At 72.1% G+C, this 16,981-nt stretch carries 18 protein-coding genes; 11 read left to right on the forward strand and 7 right to left on the reverse strand.

Translation table 11 applies throughout. The features are described from left to right. Position 1: 1 nt before the first annotated feature. Both AB0F52_RS19345 and AB0F52_RS19350 read left to right on the forward strand, forming a co-directional pair. Complete coding sequence (locus tag AB0F52_RS19345; RefSeq protein ID WP_360172352.1) at positions 2 to 469, forward strand: hypothetical protein; 468 nt, start codon at positions 2 to 4, stop codon at positions 467 to 469. Beyond that, the gene (locus AB0F52_RS19350; RefSeq protein ID WP_360172355.1) at positions 470 to 3,775 is read left to right on the forward strand and encodes an error-prone DNA polymerase; all 3,306 of its coding nucleotides are present in this window, start codon (positions 470 to 472) and stop codon (positions 3,773 to 3,775) included. Here AB0F52_RS19350 and AB0F52_RS19355 read toward each other — a convergent pair. After that, entirely contained in the window at positions 3,768 to 4,496 is a 729-nt protein-coding gene (locus AB0F52_RS19355) for a methyltransferase domain-containing protein (protein ID WP_360172358.1), read from the reverse strand. The two genes, AB0F52_RS19350 and AB0F52_RS19355, sit on opposite strands and share 8 nt — an antisense overlap. Positions 4,497 to 4,576: 80 nt before the next feature. Between AB0F52_RS19355 and AB0F52_RS19360 the strand changes: the two genes are divergently transcribed. Together AB0F52_RS19360 and AB0F52_RS19365 are read left to right on the forward strand one after the other, a co-directional pair. Continuing rightward, positions 4,577 to 5,044, forward strand: a complete 468-nt coding sequence (locus tag AB0F52_RS19360) for a VOC family protein (protein ID WP_360172361.1) — start codon at positions 4,577 to 4,579, stop codon at positions 5,042 to 5,044. A 24-nt stretch (positions 5,045 to 5,068) separates the two neighbouring features. Continuing rightward, the gene (locus AB0F52_RS19365; RefSeq protein WP_360172364.1) at positions 5,069 to 5,656 is read left to right on the forward strand and encodes a pentapeptide repeat-containing protein; all 588 of its coding nucleotides are present in this window, start codon (positions 5,069 to 5,071) and stop codon (positions 5,654 to 5,656) included. 47 nt (positions 5,657 to 5,703) lie between these two features. Here AB0F52_RS19365 and AB0F52_RS19370 read toward each other — a convergent pair whose 3' ends face one another. Beyond that, positions 5,704 to 8,715, reverse strand: coding sequence for a glycohydrolase toxin TNT-related protein (locus tag AB0F52_RS19370; RefSeq protein ID WP_360172367.1), 3,012 nt, complete (start codon positions 8,713 to 8,715; stop codon positions 5,704 to 5,706). A 223-nt stretch (positions 8,716 to 8,938) separates the two neighbouring features. On the opposite strand from AB0F52_RS19370, the gene AB0F52_RS19375 reads away from it, so the two are divergent. Together AB0F52_RS19375 and AB0F52_RS19380 are read left to right on the forward strand one after the other, a co-directional pair. Beyond that, complete coding sequence (locus AB0F52_RS19375) at positions 8,939 to 9,793, forward strand: bifunctional methylenetetrahydrofolate dehydrogenase/methenyltetrahydrofolate cyclohydrolase (RefSeq protein WP_360172370.1); 855 nt, start codon at positions 8,939 to 8,941, stop codon at positions 9,791 to 9,793. Next, a complete protein-coding gene (locus AB0F52_RS19380) occupies positions 9,793 to 10,116 on the forward strand; it encodes a DUF3017 domain-containing protein (protein WP_360172373.1) in 324 nt (107 codons plus the stop codon). The genes AB0F52_RS19375 and AB0F52_RS19380 overlap by 1 nt, the downstream gene beginning before the upstream one ends. Positions 10,117 to 10,167: 51 nt before the next feature. On the opposite strand, the gene AB0F52_RS19385 is transcribed toward AB0F52_RS19380, so the two are convergent. Continuing rightward, positions 10,168 to 11,352, reverse strand: coding sequence for an MFS transporter (locus tag AB0F52_RS19385; protein ID WP_360172376.1), 1,185 nt, complete (start codon positions 11,350 to 11,352; stop codon positions 10,168 to 10,170). Between the two features lie 184 nt (positions 11,353 to 11,536). Further along, positions 11,537 to 11,860, reverse strand: coding sequence for a metalloregulator ArsR/SmtB family transcription factor (locus AB0F52_RS19390; RefSeq protein WP_360172379.1), 324 nt, complete (start codon positions 11,858 to 11,860; stop codon positions 11,537 to 11,539). Between the two features lie 108 nt (positions 11,861 to 11,968). On the opposite strand from AB0F52_RS19390, the gene AB0F52_RS19395 reads away from it, so the two are divergent. Then, complete coding sequence (locus tag AB0F52_RS19395; protein ID WP_360172382.1) at positions 11,969 to 13,147, forward strand: MFS transporter; 1,179 nt, start codon at positions 11,969 to 11,971, stop codon at positions 13,145 to 13,147. Here AB0F52_RS19395 and AB0F52_RS19400 read toward each other — a convergent pair. After that, positions 13,144 to 13,332 carry a DUF1918 domain-containing protein gene (locus tag AB0F52_RS19400; RefSeq protein WP_360172385.1) on the reverse strand — a complete coding sequence of 63 codons (189 nt, stop codon included), beginning with the start codon at positions 13,330 to 13,332 and terminating at the stop codon, positions 13,144 to 13,146. The two genes, AB0F52_RS19395 and AB0F52_RS19400, sit on opposite strands and share 4 nt — an antisense overlap. Positions 13,333 to 13,530: 198 nt before the next feature. Here AB0F52_RS19400 and AB0F52_RS19405 point away from each other — a divergent pair, with 198 nt between their 5' ends. Both AB0F52_RS19405 and AB0F52_RS19410 read left to right on the forward strand, forming a co-directional pair. After that, positions 13,531 to 13,965, forward strand: coding sequence for a TrmH family RNA methyltransferase (locus AB0F52_RS19405; RefSeq protein ID WP_360172388.1), 435 nt, complete (start codon positions 13,531 to 13,533; stop codon positions 13,963 to 13,965). Next, on the forward strand, positions 13,962 to 14,522 hold the full coding sequence (locus tag AB0F52_RS19410; protein WP_360172391.1) for a hypothetical protein: 561 nt from the start codon (positions 13,962 to 13,964) through the stop codon (positions 14,520 to 14,522). Before AB0F52_RS19405 ends, AB0F52_RS19410 begins: the two co-directional genes overlap by 4 nt. On the opposite strand, the gene AB0F52_RS19415 is transcribed toward AB0F52_RS19410, so the two are convergent. Both AB0F52_RS19415 and AB0F52_RS19420 read right to left on the reverse strand, forming a co-directional pair. Next, a complete protein-coding gene (locus tag AB0F52_RS19415) occupies positions 14,519 to 15,100 on the reverse strand; it encodes an HhH-GPD-type base excision DNA repair protein (protein ID WP_360172394.1) in 582 nt (193 codons plus the stop codon). The two genes, AB0F52_RS19410 and AB0F52_RS19415, sit on opposite strands and share 4 nt — an antisense overlap. Before the next feature lie 67 nt (positions 15,101 to 15,167). Further along, positions 15,168 to 15,944, reverse strand: a complete 777-nt coding sequence (locus AB0F52_RS19420; protein WP_360172397.1) for an AraC family transcriptional regulator — start codon at positions 15,942 to 15,944, stop codon at positions 15,168 to 15,170. A 50-nt stretch (positions 15,945 to 15,994) separates the two neighbouring features. Between AB0F52_RS19420 and AB0F52_RS19425 the strand changes: the two genes are divergently transcribed. Together AB0F52_RS19425 and AB0F52_RS19430 are read left to right on the forward strand one after the other, a co-directional pair. Further along, a complete protein-coding gene (locus tag AB0F52_RS19425) occupies positions 15,995 to 16,408 on the forward strand; it encodes a DUF2000 domain-containing protein (protein ID WP_103340925.1) in 414 nt (137 codons plus the stop codon). Positions 16,409 to 16,492: 84 nt separating this feature from the next. Next, complete coding sequence (locus AB0F52_RS19430) at positions 16,493 to 16,981, forward strand: hypothetical protein (protein WP_360172402.1); 489 nt, start codon at positions 16,493 to 16,495, stop codon at positions 16,979 to 16,981.

Raw genomic sequence — 16,981 nt, forward strand, 5'->3', positions numbered from 1 at the left:
CATGGACGACGACTACGCACGAAAGCTGCGCAACTGGCTGCGAGCCGAGCCCGGGGCCAAGCCCAGCGGGACATCGGAGGAGCGCGAGTGGCTGCGCGAGATTCCCGAGCCCGCCACAGAGGAGCAGGCGGACACGCCCGACCGGTGGACGGTCCGCGGCCAGCTCCCGGAGACCCCCGCCGCCGACGACGAGTGGGTCTGCCCGGTGATCGAGCTCCCGGTCCCGCGCTCGTCGCGCGAGAACGGCTGCCGCATCAGCGGGATCGAGCTCCGTTGGAGCCATCCGACCAACGCGGACCGCCGCAGCGAGCCGCCGGACGTGAGCCGCCTGAGCGACCCCGAGCCACCGCCGAGCCCCCCAAGCGCAGCCGAAGCCGAAGCCCGGTCCCGCTGGAACCACCCCTCCAACTGGCACCGTCGCCGCCGGGCGGCTGAAGACCAGGGGCGCGACCTGCCCGGGAGTCACTGAATGGGCTGGAACAACCCACCCGTCCGGTGGAAGGACCTCGCCCGCACCCTCGCCGGCGGGCTCCCACCCGGCGACCACGGTGACAGTCCCGCCTGGGGCCGTCACCGCGAGGGCTACCAAAGACCCGGCGACCTCCCCGCCCGGCGCAACGACGATGGCGCCGAAACCGTCCGCGTTCCGTACGCCGAACTGCACTGCCACTCCAACTTCAGCTTCCTCGACGGCGCCAGCCACCCCGAAGAACTCGTCGAAGAGGCCGCGCGCCTGGAACTCGACGCCATCGCCCTCACCGACCACGACGGCATGTACGGCGTCGTGCGCTTTGCCGAGGCCGCGCGGGAACTCGGCGTCGACACCGTCTTCGGCACCGAGCTCAGCTTCGGCCTGCGCAGCCCGCAGAACGGCGTTCCCGATCCGGAAGGCGAGCACCTCCTCCTGCTCGCCCGCGGCGATCAGGGCTACCGGGCCCTCTGCCGCGCCATCACCGCCGGGCAGATCCACCACCAAGCCGAGAAGGGCCGGCCCAGCTACGACCTCGGCGCGGTCGCCGAGGAGGTCGCCGGGCAGTGCGTGGTGCTGACGGGCTGCCGCAAGGGCGCGGTGCGCTCGGCCCTCGTCACGCACGGCGCGGCGGCCGCCGCGGAGAAGCTGAAAGAACTGATAGACCGCTTCGGCCGCGACAACGTCTACGTCGAACTCACCGACCACCGCCAGCCCCTGGACAGCACCCACAACGACCTCCTGACGCAGCTCGCCGGCGAACTGGGCCTGCCGACCGTGGCCACCACCGCCGCCCACTACGCGCGGCCCGAACGTGCTCCGCTGGCCGATGCCCTCGCCGCGATCCGGGCCCGGCGGGGGATCGACGAACTCGAGGGCTGGCTGCCCGCCGCCGGGACGGCCTTCCTCCGCAGCGGCGCCGAAATGGACGTCCTGTTCCGGCGGTACCCCGGCGCCGTCCGGCGCAGTGCCCTGCTCGGCATGGAATGCGCGTTCCCGCTGAAGCTGATCGCCCCCGAGCTGCCGCCCTTCGACGTCCCCGAGGGCTACACCGAAACGATGTACCTCCGAAAACTGACCGACGAAGGCGCGAAGGAGCGCTTCAAAGGCAAGCCGCACGAAGAAAAGGCGAACGCGCAGATCAAGCACGAGCTCGCCATCATCGAAGAGCTCGGCTTCCCCGGCTACTTCCTCATCGTCTGGGACATCGTGCGGTTCTGCCGGGAGAACGACATCCTGTGCCAGGGCCGCGGCTCGGCCGCGAACTCGGCCGTCTGCTACGCCCTCGGCATCACCAAGGTCGACTCCGTCGCCTACGAACTCCTCTTCGAGCGCTTCCTCGCCCCGGACCGGGACGGCTACCCCGACATCGACCTCGACATCGAGTCCGACCGCCGAGAAGAGGCCATCCAGTACGTCTTCCGGAAACACGGCCGCCTGCGGACCGCCCAGGTCGCGAACGTGATCACCTACCGCGCCCGGTCCGCCGTCCGCGACGCCGCCCGTGCGCTCGGCTACTCGCCGGGCCAGCAGGACGCCTGGAGCAAGCAGATCGACCGCTGGGGTTCGCTGCAGAACACCGAAAAGGACCACGACCACGACATCCCGGACGAGGTCCTGCAGCTCGCCTTCGCCCTCGAGGACTTCCCGCGGCACCTGGGCATCCACTCCGGCGGCATGGTCATGTGCGCCGAGCCGGTGAGCCAGGTCGTCCCGGTCGAGTGGGCGCGGATGGCCGACCGCAGCGTGATCCAGTGGGAGAAGGAGGACTGCGCCGCCGCCGGGCTGGTCAAGTTCGACCTGCTCGGCCTCGGCATGCTGTCCGCGCTGCACTACATGATCGACCTCGTCGCGGAGTACAAGGACGAAAAAGTCGACCTGGCCGAGCTCGACCTCGCCGACGAGAAGATCTACGACATGCTGTGCCGCGCCGACGCGATCGGCGTCTTCCAGGTGGAGAGCCGCGCGCAGCTGGCGACGCTGCCGCGGCTGCGGCCCCGCGAGTTCTACGACCTCGCCGTCGAAGTCGCCCTGATCCGGCCGGGCCCGATCCAGGGCGGCTCGGTGCACCCGTACATCCGCCGCAAGCAGGGCCGCGAGGAGTGGGCCTACGACCACCCGCTGCTGGAGAAGGCGCTGCACAAGACCAAGGGCGTGCCGCTGTTCCAGGAGCAGATGATGCAGATCGCGCTGGACGTCGCGAACTTCACCGCGGCGGAGGCCGACCAGTTGCGGCACGCGATGGGGTCGAAGCGGTCGGACCGGAAGATGGACCTGCTGCGGCAGCGGTTCCTCGAAGGCGCCGCCGTGAACGGGGTCGATGACGAGCTGGCGGAAAAGATCTTCCTGAAGCTCAAGGCGTTCGCGAACTTCGGCTTCCCGGAAAGCCACGCGCTGAGCTTCGCGCACCTGGTCTTTTCCAGTGCCCACTTCAAGTTCTACCACCCGGACGCGTTCCTGGCGGGCCTGCTGCGCGCGCAGCCGATGGGGTTCTACTCACCGCAGTCGCTGGTCGCCGACGCGCGGCGCCACGGCGTCACCGTGCACGGCCCGGACATCAACCGGAGCTTGCCGCACGCCACCCTGGATGCGGGCACGGGAAAGTTCCACGACGTGCGCACCGGGCTGAGCACCGTGCGCAAGATCGGGGAAGACCTCGCGAAGCGGATCGTGGCCGAGCGCGCGGAGAACGGCGAATACCGCGACATGGCCGACGTCGCCCGCCGCGTGCGGCTGACCACGCCCCAGATCGAGGCGCTGGCCACGGCCGGTGCGTTCGCCGGTTTCGGCGGTGATCGCCGTCAGGCGCTGTGGACCGCGGGCGCCGTCGCCGGTGAACGCCCGGAGCGGCTGCCCGGCCTGGTCGGCGCGCAGGCGCCGGTGCTGCCGGGGATGGACGGGCTCGACGTCGCGGCGGCGGACGTCTGGGCCACCGGGGTGTCGCCGGGCAGCTACCCGACCGAGTTCATCCGCGACCGCCTCGACGAGCTCGGCGTCGTGCCGGCGAGCGGCCTGGCGGACCTCGACGACGGCGCGCGCGTGCTGATCGGCGGCGCGGTCACACACCGGCAGCGCCCCGCGACCGCGGGCGGCGTCACCTTCCTCAACATCGAAGACGAAACGGGGATGGTCAACGTGATCTGCACGCTCGGGCTTTGGCAGCGCTACCACCGCGTCGCGCGCAGCAGCCCGGCGCTGCTGATCCGCGGGGTGGTGGAGAAGGCCGACGGCGTGGTGAGCGTCCTCGCCCATCGCGTCGAGCCGCTGCCGATGCGCATCAAGGCGAAGTCTCGGGATTTCAGGTAAGGGGGCGCCGGACGACCGTGATGATCTCGGGACTGGCGTCGGTCACCGGCGAACGGTCCCAGGAGCCGTACTGCTCGTCGACGACCAGCCCGGCTTCCCCGACGAACTCGTTCAGCGTGGGGACATCGAGGAAGCGCAACGTGCTCTCGCTGTACTTCGGCGCGTCCCAGTTCGGGCTTTCGTACGTCGTCCTGAAGCTGACGTACCCGTTCTCGAACGGCCCGGCGTCGTTCCACGAGCGGACATCGCCGGCTTCCCAGACGTTCGAAGGTGTCCAGCGTTCCCAGGCGCGGCCGGCCGGGTTGCGCGTCTCGAAGCCGAACCGGCCGCCGGGCTTCAAGGCGCGGCAGACCGCGGAGAACGCCGTGCGCACCTCGTCGTCGGTGAGCAGCACCTGGAACGCGTGCCCGGTCATCGCCGCGAAGTCGAACTCCGCGTCCCACGACGCGGTCGACAAATCGCCGTGCACCCATTCGATGTCGGTGCGGCGGCGGGCCTGGACGAGCATGCCCTCGGCGGGATCGAGCCCGACGAGCCGTCCTTCGTGGCCCGACTCGCGCGCCCAGTGCAGCAGAGAACCGGTGCCGCAGCCGACGTCCAGCACCGACTCCGCGGCCAAGATCATCGGCAGGTAGAACGTGTAGTCGCCGCCGCTTTCCCGTGGGTTGAGGGCGTCGTACAGCGAGGCGAGGCCGGCGTCGGCGAAGTGGCGGTCGGGCACGGGAGCACGCTAATGGTCGGAGCGGTCAGGAATCGACCTATTTTCCTCCTAGGTTCGGGGCACCGAACCGAGGAGGAAACATGGTCAACCCCGTTCCCGACGGCTACACGACGGTCACCCCGTGGATCATCGGCCGCGACACCGCCGGTCTGCTCGACTTCCTGAAGGCCGCCTTCGACGCCGAAGAACTCGGGCGGGTCGTCGGCGAGGACGGGAAGATCGGGCACGCCGAGGTGCGCATCGGCGACGCCGTGGTGATGGCGTTCGACTCACCGGACGGCTGGGGCGCCACTCCCGCATTCCTGCGGCTTTACGTGCCGGACAGCGAAGAAACCCAGCGACGCGCGATCGGAGCGGGCGCGACCGAGGTGACCCGCCAGACGGTCCTGTTCTTCGGCGACCGCGTCGGCCGGGTACGCGACCCCTTCGGCAACCTCTGGTGGATCCAGACGCGGGTGGAGGACCTGGACGAAGCCGAGCTGGCGCGCCGCGCGCAGCTGCCCGAGTACGTCGCGGCGATGAACTACGTCCAGGGTGCGGTCGGCTGATCGCGGGTGTGGCACCCTGGGCCCGTGCTGGAGACGGGGGAGGACTACCGCGAAGCGGTGTTGTCCGGGCAGTGGTGGGAAAAGCGGCGGTTCACCGGGTGTGACTTCACCGGCGCGGACCTGAGCGGGCTGCGGACGCGCGGCTGCACCTTCGACGACTGCGTGTTCAGCCGGGCCGACCTGTCGCGCTCCCGGCACGACGCGTCGGCGTTCCGCTCGTGCACCTTCGACCGGACGGTGCTCGCCGAGAGCCGCTGGACGGCGTGCTCGCTGCTCGGCACGTCGTTCACCGACAGCGGGTTCGGCGGAATCGCGCTCACCGAGTGCGACCTCTCCCTCGCGTCGCTGGCGAAGGCGCGGCTGCGCAAGCTCGGGCTGTCGGGCCTGCGGCTGCGGGAAGCCAACCTCACGGAAGCCGATCTCACCGGCGCCGACCTGCGCGGCAGCGACCTGACCGGCGCCCGCCTGCACGGCGCGAAGCTGGAAGGCGCCGACCTGCGCGGGGCACGGCTCGACGCGAACGCCCTGGTCCAGGCCGATCTGCGGGGCGCGGAGGTCGACGTCGAAACGGCGATCGCCTTCGCCGCCGCGCACGGGCTCGTCATCCGCTGAAACCACGAAGGCCCCGGCAGCGCGCTGCCGGGGCCTTCGCGAAGCACTCAATCGATCGGGGGTTCGCCCGGGTCGAGCTCGATCAGGTCGCCCTCGGCCACGAGTTCTTCGATCGACGCCGGCAGCAGGTACGCCGACCCGCCGCCCGGCTGGTTGAACCACGGGATCGCGACGCCGGCCAGCGCCTCCAGCGGCCGTTGCACCCGGTAGACGTGGTACGGGCGGTTGACCCACTCCGGCACCAGCGACCGCTCGGCGAACGGCGTGCCCGCCGCGTACGTCAGGTTGCCGTTCGGGCCGCCGAAGCGGTCCAGCTCGCTGCCCGCGGGCAGTTCGCGAAGTTCCTTGCCGCGGAACAGCGTCAGCGGCGGCTCACCGGCCATCGGGCCGATCGGCCACTGCTGCTGGCCACCACCCCCGCCACCGTTGACGGCCGGGCGGGCCGGTTCGTCCCGGCGCGGCGGCGCGGGCGCGCCCGCCGGAGGGGGCGGTGGCACCGGCAGGACACCCTGCGGCATCGGGGCCAGGACCGTCGGCGCCGACGGCGGTTCGCGCCGGGGCGGTGCGGGTGCCGCGGGCGGCGGACCGGCCTGCTGGGCCATCGGCGGCGGCCCGGCCGGGACCGGCGCGGGCTGGCGCGGCGGGGCCGGCGGCTCGTCGTCCCCGAGGTCGCCGAAGAGCTCTTCGGCGCTGGTGAACGCCGTCTGCTCCTGCGGCGGCACCGGCTCTGGCTTGCGGATCTGGTACGAGCCGGTCGCGACCTCCGGCGACAGCGTCGCGACGACCCGCTGCGGGGCGGCCGGCGGTTCCGGCTCGGGTTCCGGCTCCGGCGCGGGCGGCTCCTCGGGGGGCACGTGGCCCTCCGGGTTGAGCAGCAGCTTGCCGAGCATGAACGCGGCCGCGTCCTCGGCGTCGCCGAACACCGCCGGGTTGCTGAGCTTGCCGTCGTACCAGCCGACGCGCCAGCCGTCGTCGACCTCTTCGACGCTCCAGCCGTGCTCGGCGGGTTCGCCCAGCTTGTAGCCGCTTTCGGGGACGTCGAGCTCGTCGAGCTTGGCCTGCAGGCCGGCGAGCACCGGGTGGTCCGGGGTTTCGCGGCGCAGCGCCCGGCGGCCCGGACGCGGGGGAGCGGGCGGCTCGGCCTGGGCCGCGGCCGGGGGTGCCGGCGGCTCCGGCACCGGCAGCACGCCGGGCACCTCGGGCTGGGTGATCATGGTCGGCGGCCCGGGGTCGAACGCGGCCTGCTCACGCCGGGGCGGCTGGAACGGGGGCTCGCCGTCCGGCCGGCCCGCGGGCTGGAAGGCGTGCTCGTCGTCGTGCCGCGGCGGCTGGAAGGCGGCGTGCGCCGGCTCGTCGTCGTGGTGCGGCTGGCCGGCTTGGAAGGCGTGCGCGAGCTCGTCGTCGTGGCGCGGCGGCTGGCCGGGCTGGAAGGCGTGCTCGTCGTCCTGGTGCGGCGGCTGGAAGGCGCCTTCGTCCTCGTGGCCCGGCGGCTGGAAGGCGGCGTGCGACGGCTCGTCCTCCTGGCGGGGCGGCAGGCCGGACTGGAAGGCGTGCGCCGGTTCGTCCGCCTGGCCGGTGTCGAACGCGTGCCCCGCCTCGTCGTCCGGCCCGGGCGGACCGGACTCGAACGCCGCGTGCGCCGGCTCGTCCTCCCGGTGGTCCGCCGGTTCGTCGTCGTGCCGGGCCGGACCCGGCTCGAACGCCTGCTCGGCCGGGAAGGCGTGCTCGTCTTCCCGCGGGGGCTGGAAGGCGGCGTGCTCGTCGTCGCGTCGCGGGAAGGGCTCGCCGTCGCGCGGCGGCTGCTGCTCCTGCCCGATCGGCTGGTCGGGGACGTACTCCGCGGTCTCTTCCAGGTCGGGCACCCGGCCCGGCTCCGGCGCCGAACCGTTCGCCACGCCCGCGTGCTCGGGCTGCTGCGCGTACTCCTCGTCGCCGTACTGGTGGTCCTCTTCGGCGAAGCGGTCTTCGAACTCCTGCTCGTCGAAGCCCTCTTCGGCGTATTCGTGCTCTTCGGCCGGAGCCTCCGGTTCGGCCGGCGCGTGCACCGAGAGCGGCGCCTCCACCGGGGCGGGCGGTTCCTGGTGCTGCTGCGGCGGCGCGACGGGCGGGGGCGCGACGGGCGGCGGCCCCACGGGTGCCTGCTGCTGCGGGGGTCCCTGGGGCGGCAGGCCCTGCGGGGGCGGTCCCTGGGGCGGCGGCCCGGCCGGGCGCTGCTGCTGCGGCGGCGGCTGGTTGCCCCGGGTGAGGTACGCGGCGGCGGCCTGCAGCGTCGGCTCGTCCACGGGCGGCAGCGCGAAGCCGATCGCCCGGACGTGCTCGACCAGGTCCGGTTCGGGCGAAACGCCGTACTTGTGCAGGTAGAAGTTGACGGCGGCGGGCCAGATCCACTGGCCGTCGCTGTGGAAGGCGACCGGGACGGTCGCTTCCGGCGTCGCGGCCAGCCGGTCGATGTCGTAGCCGCGCTCGGGCACCACCAGCGGGGCGTGCTCGAGGTACTCCAGCAGCCGGTCCTGCTCCTCGACCTCGAGGTCGGGGCGGTTGATGACCGGGCGGCCGGCCGGGCCGACGGTGTCGAAGATCCGGGCGATCCGGAAGTGCGGCCCCGGCTGCTCCGGGCCGAGCCCGGACATCCGCCGGATCAGCCATTCGGGGACGTTCTCCTCGGTGCGCGGGAACATCCGCAGCTCGTCGGAGTAGGCCTGCGGCGGCGGCGCGAGGTTCCACACCGGTTCGTCGCGGTTGTACTCGAGGTTGTAGCTGGACGGGTGGTCGAGCTGGTAGCGCGCGTTGAACCACGTTCCGCGGCCGTCGCGGTACATGCCACCGCGGAGCCTGCCGAACAGGGTCGCGATGTCATGGGTGGCGAGCCACTCGTGCACCGTTCCGTCCTCGGTGACCATCTCGCCGGTCAGCTCGTGGTACCTGCCGAGCGCCCGGTACTCCGCGGTGACTTTGCGCCAGTCGCGCGGGGCGGCACGCAGCAGGGCAAGTCCGATCTGCTTGACCAGGGTGTCCTGCTCGGTCGCGTTCAGCTGCGTCGTCGGTTGTGCCACCCGCACATTTTGACTGTTCGCGCGCGTGAGTGCACCCCGCATGTGGGTTTTGCCGCCCGGCCACCCGGTGGCACCGGCTCTGACCTCGGGTGATGCGACGTGCGGTAGATCACAGGTTGATCGCGGGCATCGTCGCGAATGGACCGTGTGGGGTAGCGATCACTCTACGGGCTGCGACCACCCGCGCCTGGAAGCGACGCGCGGGCGCCGCTTTGCCAGAATGGGGCCCGTGACGGCGAAGATTCTCGACGGCAAGGCCACCAAGAACGCCATTTTCGCGGAGCTCGAACCCCGCGTCGCTGCCCTCGCCGCGAAGGGGGTGACGCCCGGCCTCGGCACCGTCCTGGTCGGCGACGACCCGGGGTCGCACTCGTACGTCCGGATGAAGCACGCCGACAGCGGCAAGATCGGGATCAACTCGATCCGCCGCGACCTGCCGGCCGACATCACCCAGGAGAAGCTCGAAGCCGTCATCGACGAGCTGAACGCCGACCCGGCCTGCCACGGCTACATCGTGCAGCTGCCGCTGCCGAAGCACCTCGACGCGAACCGCGTGCTCGAGCGGATCGACCCGGAGAAGGACGCCGACGGCCTCGCCCCGGTCAGCCTCGGCCGGCTCGTGCTGGGCCAGCGGGGCGCGCTGCCGTGCACGCCGTACGGGATCATCGAGCTGCTCAAGCGCCACGGCGTCGAGCTGAACGGCGCGCGCGTCACCGTGGTCGGCCGCGGCATCACCGTCGGCCGCACGCTGGGCCTGCTGCTGACCCGCCGCAGCGAGAACGCCACCGTGACCCTGTGCCACACCGGCACCCGCGACCTGGCCGCCGAGGTCCGCCGAGCCGACATCGTGGTCGCCGCGGCCGGGGTGCCGGGGATCATCACGCCGGACATGGTCGCGCCGGGCGCCGCGGTCCTCGACGTGGGCGTGTCCCACGTGGACGGCAAGCTCACCGGCGACGTCCACCCGGGAGTCGCCGAGGTCGCCGGCTGGATTTCGCCGAACCCGGGCGGGGTCGGCCCGATGACGCGGGCGATGCTCGTCAGCAACGTCGTCGAGGCGGCGGAACGCTCGGTTCAAGGCTGATGACCGTGACCGAGGACCGGCGGGACATCGGCGACCGCCGGAGCAGGCAGAGCCGGTTCAGCCAGCTGCCGTTCGCGGCGGTGCTGCTGGTGGTGGCCGTCGCGGCGCTGCGGATCTTCCAGTACCACTGGCGGGAGGGCGCGGCGCTGATCGGCGCCGCGCTCCTCCTCGCCGCGGTGTTGCGGCTGGCGCTGCCGACGGCCAGGGCGGGCCTCCTGGCGATCCGGGGCAAGCTCGTCGACGTCGTGACGTTCACGTGCCTGGCGGCGGCGGTGCTGTACGTCGCCCTGACGATCATCGGCGGCCCGCTCGGCTCCCCCTGAACGCCGAAAAGCGCCACTTTCGGGTGAAAGTGGCGCTCTCGGGTGGGTGGGTCAGGAGGCCAGGGCGAGTTCCCGCTGTTCGGCGCGGGCTTCGCGACGGTCCAAGGTGCCCGAAACGATCGCCAGCGTGAGCCCGAAGACCGCGAGCAGTGCGCCGACCCAGTTCGGGGCGACCAGGCCGAGCCCACCCGCGATCACCAAGCCGCCGAGGTAAGCCCCGATCGAGTTGGCGATGTTGAACGCGGACTGGACGGCGGCCGACACCAGGGACGGAGTGCCGCCCGCCTTTTCCATGATCCGCGCCTGCATCATCGGGCCGATCATGAACCCGGCGACGCCGACGAAGAAGATCGTGATCGCCGCGCCGACCTTGCCCTGCGCGGTGATGGTGAAGATGCCCAGCACCGAGGCCAGCGCCAGCAGGGCGATGTACAGGCTCGGCATCAGCGCGCGGTCGGCCAGCCGGCCGCCGAGCAGGTTGCCGATCGTCATGCCGACCCCCGCCAGCGACAGCAGCAGGGTGACGTTCGACGGCGAGTAGCCGGCGACGTCGGTCAGCATCGGCGTGATGTAGGACAGGCAGGCGAACACGCCGCCCAGCCCGAACGTGACGATCGCCAGCGCCAAGTGCACCTGCGGGCGCTTGAAGGCGCTGATTTCGTTCTTGAGCGACGCATCGGCGGTGGGCTTGCCCTGGTGGGGGACGAGCTTCGCGATCGCCGCGATGGCGACCAGCCCGATCACGGCGACGACGCCGAAGGTGGCGCGCCAGCCGACCTGCTGGCCGAGGAGCGTGCCCAGCGGCACGCCGATGACGTTCGCCAGGGTCAGGCCGAGGAACATCAGCGACACGGCCTTGGCGCGCTCGCCCTGGCCGACGAGGCTGGAGGCGACCACGGCCCCGGCGCCGAAGAACGCGCCGTGGGGCAGGCCGGCGAGGAACCGGAACGCGATGCCGAACTCCTGGCTGGGCGACAGCGCGAAGAGGGCGTTGCCCACCGTGAACAGGCCCATCATGGCCAGCAGCATGGTCTTGCGCGGCAGCCGGACGGCGACCGCGGTGAGCAGGGGGGCGCCGACGACGACGCCGAGGGCGTAAGCGGAGATGAGGTGGCCGGCGGTCGGGATGTCGACGCCGAAGTCGGCGGCCGCCTGGGGCAGCACGCCCATCATGACGAACTCGGTGGTCCCGATGCCGAAAGCTCCGATGGCGAGCGCGAGCAGCGCGACGGGCACGGCACTCCTTCCAGGGTGGGTAAACGATTACCGAGCCGATCTCTGGATCGGTTCAGTAAGGGGGCATAAAGAGAGGCAGCCATTCGGCCCCAGCGCCGTGAGCTGCCTACGCCCCAGTCCAACAAGCGAGGGGGGCGGTTGTCATCCCGATATCGGGTGACGATCCGCACTCCTGACGCGGTGATCAGCGCGGAGCGGCCAGAACGCCGTTCAGCAGGCCCGGGAACAGGGTGTCAAGATCGTTGCGGCGCAACGAGTTGAACCGGGTGGTGCCTTCCTGGCGGCCGACCACGACCCCGGCCTGGCGCAGGATGCTCAGGTGGTGGGTGAGTGTGGACTTCGTCACCGGCACGGTGAGGCCGCTGCACGAAATCTCCCGCTCGGTCCCCGCCAGCTGGCGGACGATGGCCAGCCGCACCGGGTCGGCGAGGGCGCGGAGCACGCCTTCGACGGTGATCTCTTCCCGCGCCGGGTAGTGGAGCGGCGGCAGGGTCGCGTGCTTGGCCATGAGCCCATCGTACGACGCCGGTCGAAATTGTGGCAGCGACGTAGTACGGTCACTGTCGAACTACGACGTTCGTCGAACCAATCCCTGCTTCGCTTGGGGGCTCAGCCCATGTCCGCACCTGCTCCGTCGAGGATCTCCGTCCTCGCCTTCGGCGCCTTCGGCGTCGGCACCAGCGGTTACATCGTCGCCGGGCTGCTGCCCGCGCTGACCGGCGAGCTGCACGTCTCGGCCACGGCCGCGGCGCAGCTCGTGACCGCGTTCGCCATCGCGTACGCGATCGGCTCGCCGCTGTTCGCCGCCGCGACCGGCACCTGGGAACGCCGGACGCTGCTGGTCGCCGCGCTCGCCGTCACCGGCGCCGGCAACCTGTTCGCCGCGCTCGCGCCCGGCTACGGCTCGCTGCTGGTCGCCCGGGTGGTGACCGCGGTGGGCGCCGCCGTGTTCACTCCGGCGGCGAGCGCCGTCGCGGCCGAGCTGACCGTCCCCGAGCGCCGGGGCCGCGCCGTCGCGCTGGTGTTCGGCGGCCTGACGGTCGCGCTCATCTTCGGCGTCCCGCTCGGCAGTCTCATTTCCCAGCACCTCGGCTACCGGCCGGCGTTCGCGCTGGTCGCCGCGTTCTCGCTGGTGAGCGCGCTGGCCGTGCGGTTCGCCCTGCCCACGGTCGCCGCGCCGCCGCGGGTCGGCCTGGCCGAGCGCTTCGCCGCGGGCCGCGACCCGCGGGTGCTCGTCATGCTGGCCACGACGGTGCTCGCCTGCTTGGCCGCGTTCATGGTCTACACGTTCGTCTCGCCGCTGCTGGCGGCGACCGCGGGCGTGCACGGCACGACTGTGACGGTGCTGCTCTTCTGCTACGGCGTCGGCGGCGCGATCGGCAACTTCGCGGGTGGCCGGGTGACCGACCGCTGGGGCTCGCGGAGGCCGCTGCTCGTGGTCACCGTGGTCATCACCGCCGTGATGGCGTTGCTGCCGCTGACGACGGTGACGCCGGTCGCGGCCGGCATCTCGCTGTTCGTCTGGGGGCTGGCGACGTGGTCGTTCAACCCGCCGGTGCAGCACCGCCTGATCGAGCTGTCGCCGGGCCACGCCGGGCTGGTGCTCTCGCTCAACGCGTCCGCGATCTACCTCGGCGTCGGCCTGTCCGGCGTGGTCGGCGGAGCGGTGCTCGCGTCGGGCGGCCCGCTGCTGCTGCCCGAGGTCGCGGCCGTGCTGACCCTCGTCGCCCTGCTGCTCGTGGGGTCGGCGTGGGGGCGGGTCCGCGAGCCCCGGGAACAGGTCGCCGCCGGCTAGCCGGCGTGCGCCTGGACCTCGCAGTCGGGCCCGGGGTAGACGAGCCCTTCGTGCCCGTCGGCGAACCGCACCAGGTAGGGCGGGGCGCCGTCGGGGCCACGGACTTCGAGGATCTCGCCGCGCTGCTCGGCCGCTCCGACCGTGCGGCCGTGCACCCGGATCTCGTCGCCTACTCCTGCGTGCATGGGGCTTCACCTCCGTGTCCAGAGTAAGAGCGGAAACTCGTCCCGTGGACCCCGCGAACGGGTTAGAATCCGGGGCATGATCAGCGAATTCGGAGGCGCCGCGCCTCGGCGCCGGTGAGCCCTTCGGTCCGGGTCCGCACGCCCCGAGAGCTGCGGAAGACCCGGCGGAGCAAGGCACATTCCTGTTGGGGGCACCTGGTGGCCGCCCCGCTGTGGCCGTTGCACGGCGCGAACCTCGGCACCCTCCTGCGCACCTGTGACGCCGTCGGCGCGTGTCTCGCCGTCCCGCGGTTCCCGTGGGTGCCCGAAGCGCTGCGGAGGGGAAACACGTTGCGGCGTCCCGCTTGCGTGCACTGGGTGCACGACCCACCGGGCTGGCTGGCCCGCGAACGGGCGGCGGGCACCCGGGTGGTCGGCGTCGAACTGGCCGAGGAAGCCGTCCGGCTGGCCGACCTGCCCGCCGCCCGCGGCCGCACGATCGCCGTGCTCGGTCACGAGCAGACCGGGATTCCGCCCGAGGCGCTCGATCTGCTCGACAGCGTCGTCGAAATCCCGATGGTCGGCATCGGCGCCAGCCTGAACGTCGCGGTGGCGGGCAGCCTGGTGCTGTACAAACTGGCGGGTCTGGTGTGATCGGTCTCAAGTGGACGGTCGCGGAAAACGCGGCGTGGTGCGATCTGGTCTGGCCCGGGCAGTTCCGCCCGCGGGCGTGGACCAGCCGCACGCGCACCCCGGCGTACTACCCGGACGCGGTGACGCTGACCCCGGACGCCACCGCCGCCGACGTCCTCCCGTTCGTCGACGGTTCGGCGGGGTGTTCCGTCAAGGACAGCTTCGCGACCTTGGACCTGCCGGGGTTCTCGGTGCTGTTCGAAGCGACGTGGATCGCGTGCGGGCCCGGTGTGCCGGAGCCGGGCTGGCGGCGGGCGGCCGGTCACGGCTTCCCGGCCGACGACTCGGTGGCGGTGCTGTCCCGGGGCCCGGCGATGGTCGTCGCCCACCGCGGCGACGGCGTGGTCGGGCTGTCCAACTTCTCGGGACCGGCTCAGGCCTGGCCCGGCGCGGTGGCGGCGGTGGCCTCGGCGTTCGCGGGTGTCCCGGTGGCCGGCTACGAACACGGCGACGCGCTGCGCAACGCGCTGGACCACGGCGCCGAGCCGCTGGGCCCGCTGCGCGTCTGGGTGCGTTAGCCCGCTTTCGCCGCGGCTTTGGCGGCCTTCTTGAACGCGCGGACTTCGGCGAGGGTTTCGGCGCTCGTGACGTCGGCGATCGACCGGCGCGAGCCGCGGTCGCCGTACGCGCCGGCCGCCTCGCGCCAGCCCTTCGGCTGGATGCCGCGCTGCTTTCCCAGCATGGCCAGGAAGATCTTCGCCTTCTGTTCCCCGAAACCGGGCAGGGCCTTCAGTCGCTTCAGGACTTCGGGACCGTCCGGCTTCGGGCGGCCGTCGAGCCAGATGCCTTCGGTGCGGCCGTCGTAGTTCTCGATGATGTGCTGGGCGAGCGCGTGGACGCGGCGGGCCATCGAGCCGCCGTAGCGGTGGATGGCCGGCGGCACCACGCACATCTCGACGAACGCTTCGACGTCGGTCGCGGCGATCTTGGTCAGGGAGAAGCCGTCCATCCGGTCGGCGATCTTCCTCGGGCCGGCGAAGGCGTGCTCCATGGGGAACTGCTGATCCAAGAGCATCCCGACGAGCAGGGCGAACGGGTCGTCGTTCAGCAGCTTGTCGGCGGCCGGGTCGCCGGTCAGGTGCAGTTCGCGCAACATGCCGTCATCTTGACACAACCCGCTTCTCCGGCAGGGGGACGACGACCGGCACCACCGTGGCCTGCCGTCACCGGGTTTTCGCGTAGCGCGACGGCGTCGTGCCCAGGTACCGCTTGAAGTGCCGGGTCAGGTGGGCCTGGTCGGTGAACCCGGCCGCCGTCGCGACTTCGGCGGCCGGGGTGCCGTCCAGCAGCAGGCGGCGGGCCCGGTCCACCCGGCGGCCGGTCAGGTAGCGGTGCGGCGGCAGGCCGAACCGCGCCCCGAAGCAGCGGACGAGGTACGCCGGGTGCGCGCCGAGCGTCTCGCCCGCTTCGGCCAGCGTCAGCGCTTCCGGCAGATGAGCGTCCAGCAGGTCCCGGAGATCGTCGGCGAGGCCGCGCTTCGGCTCGGGCGACGCCGGTTTGCCCAGGTGGGTGCGCAGGCGGTCGGCGACCAGCACGAGCCGGCTTTCCGCCTCGAGCGTGTCGCCGGGCTCGGCGAGGGACTCGTGGAGCTGGTGGATGCGGGTGCGCAGGAGGCCGTCGGCGAGGCTGGGCCGGTCGACCGCCGCGCCGATCAGGTCCTCGCCCAGCACCGGCGTGTCCAGGTAGAGCACGCGCTTGCGGAAGCCGTGGCTGGTCGCGGCGCGGCCGTCGTGGGCGACGTTCGGCGGCAGCAGCGTCACCGCCGGCCCGAGCGCGCCGTGGTGGTGGCGGTCGAGGTCGTAGCGGATGACACCGTCGTCGACGATCAGCAGCGTCCAGGTGTCGTGCGTGTGCAGCGGGTAGGCGTGCGTGGTGAAGCGCGCGTGGAAGACCTCGGCGATCCCCGGGACCGCCGGCCGCCAAGCCGCGACGTGCGCCATGTCAAGAACGTACAAGACGCGGGCGTCGCGCCCGGGTGAGTCTTCGGGGTATGAGTTCCTTCGACACGAAGATCGCCGTCCTGCTCCGCGACGACCTGGCGTCCTGGCAGCGGCTGAACGTCACCGCGTTCCTGGTGAGCGGTATCGCCCACGTGACCCCCGAGCTGATGGGCGAGCCGTACGCCGACGCCGACGGCACCGAGTACCTGCCGATGTTCGGCCAGCCGATCATGGTCTTTTCCGGCACGGCGGACGTCCTGACCGCGGCCCACGGGCGCGCGCTGGGCCGCGGGCTGCGGTTCTCGATCTTCACCGACGAGCTGTTCCACACCGGCAACGACGCCGACAACCGCGCGGCGGTCCGCGAGGTGCCGGGGGAGAAGCTGGCGCTGGCCGGGCTGGCGGTGCACGGCCCGAAGAACGCCGTGGACAAGATCCTCAAGGGCGCGTCGCTGCACCGCTGAGTAAAACCGCTCTATCCCCCGGCCGGGTGAGCTGCCAGCATGATCGGCAGTGCCGCGGAGAGCGGCTCGGGATGGGGAGGTTCCGTGAATCCACTTCGTCGTGCGTGCGTGGTCCTGACGGCGGCGGCCGGGCTGGGCGCGGCGCTCGTGCCGGTCGCCTCGGCGGACCCGCTGCAGACGGTCGCCTACACGTCCGAAGCCGGCGCCTGGCCGCTGGTGGGCAGTGCGCAGTACTCGGCGCCGGGCGACGAGATCGCCGTCTGGGAGAACGGCGGCGTGCTGAAGATCGACGTCCAGTCGGGGCTGAAGGACCTGCGCGTCGAGCTCAGCGCACCGGCCGGCGAGACCCTGCACACCGGCACCTACACCGGCGCGCGGTTCCGCGGCCAGAGTGACCCGGCGCTGGCCACACCTGGCGTCTTCGTCTACACCCACGGCGACGTCTGCAGTGAGGCCTACGCGGACTTCACGATCGACCGGCTCGACGCCTCGGGGGTGGACCTGACGTTCGTCCAGCGCTGTGGCGCCCCGGACGGCCCGGCCACCCGGGGTGAGGTGCACTTCACCGCCTGA

Origin of the sequence: Amycolatopsis sp. NPDC024027, from assembly GCF_040638975.1 — a bacterium.
GTDB lineage: Bacteria > Actinomycetota > Actinomycetes > Mycobacteriales > Pseudonocardiaceae > Amycolatopsis.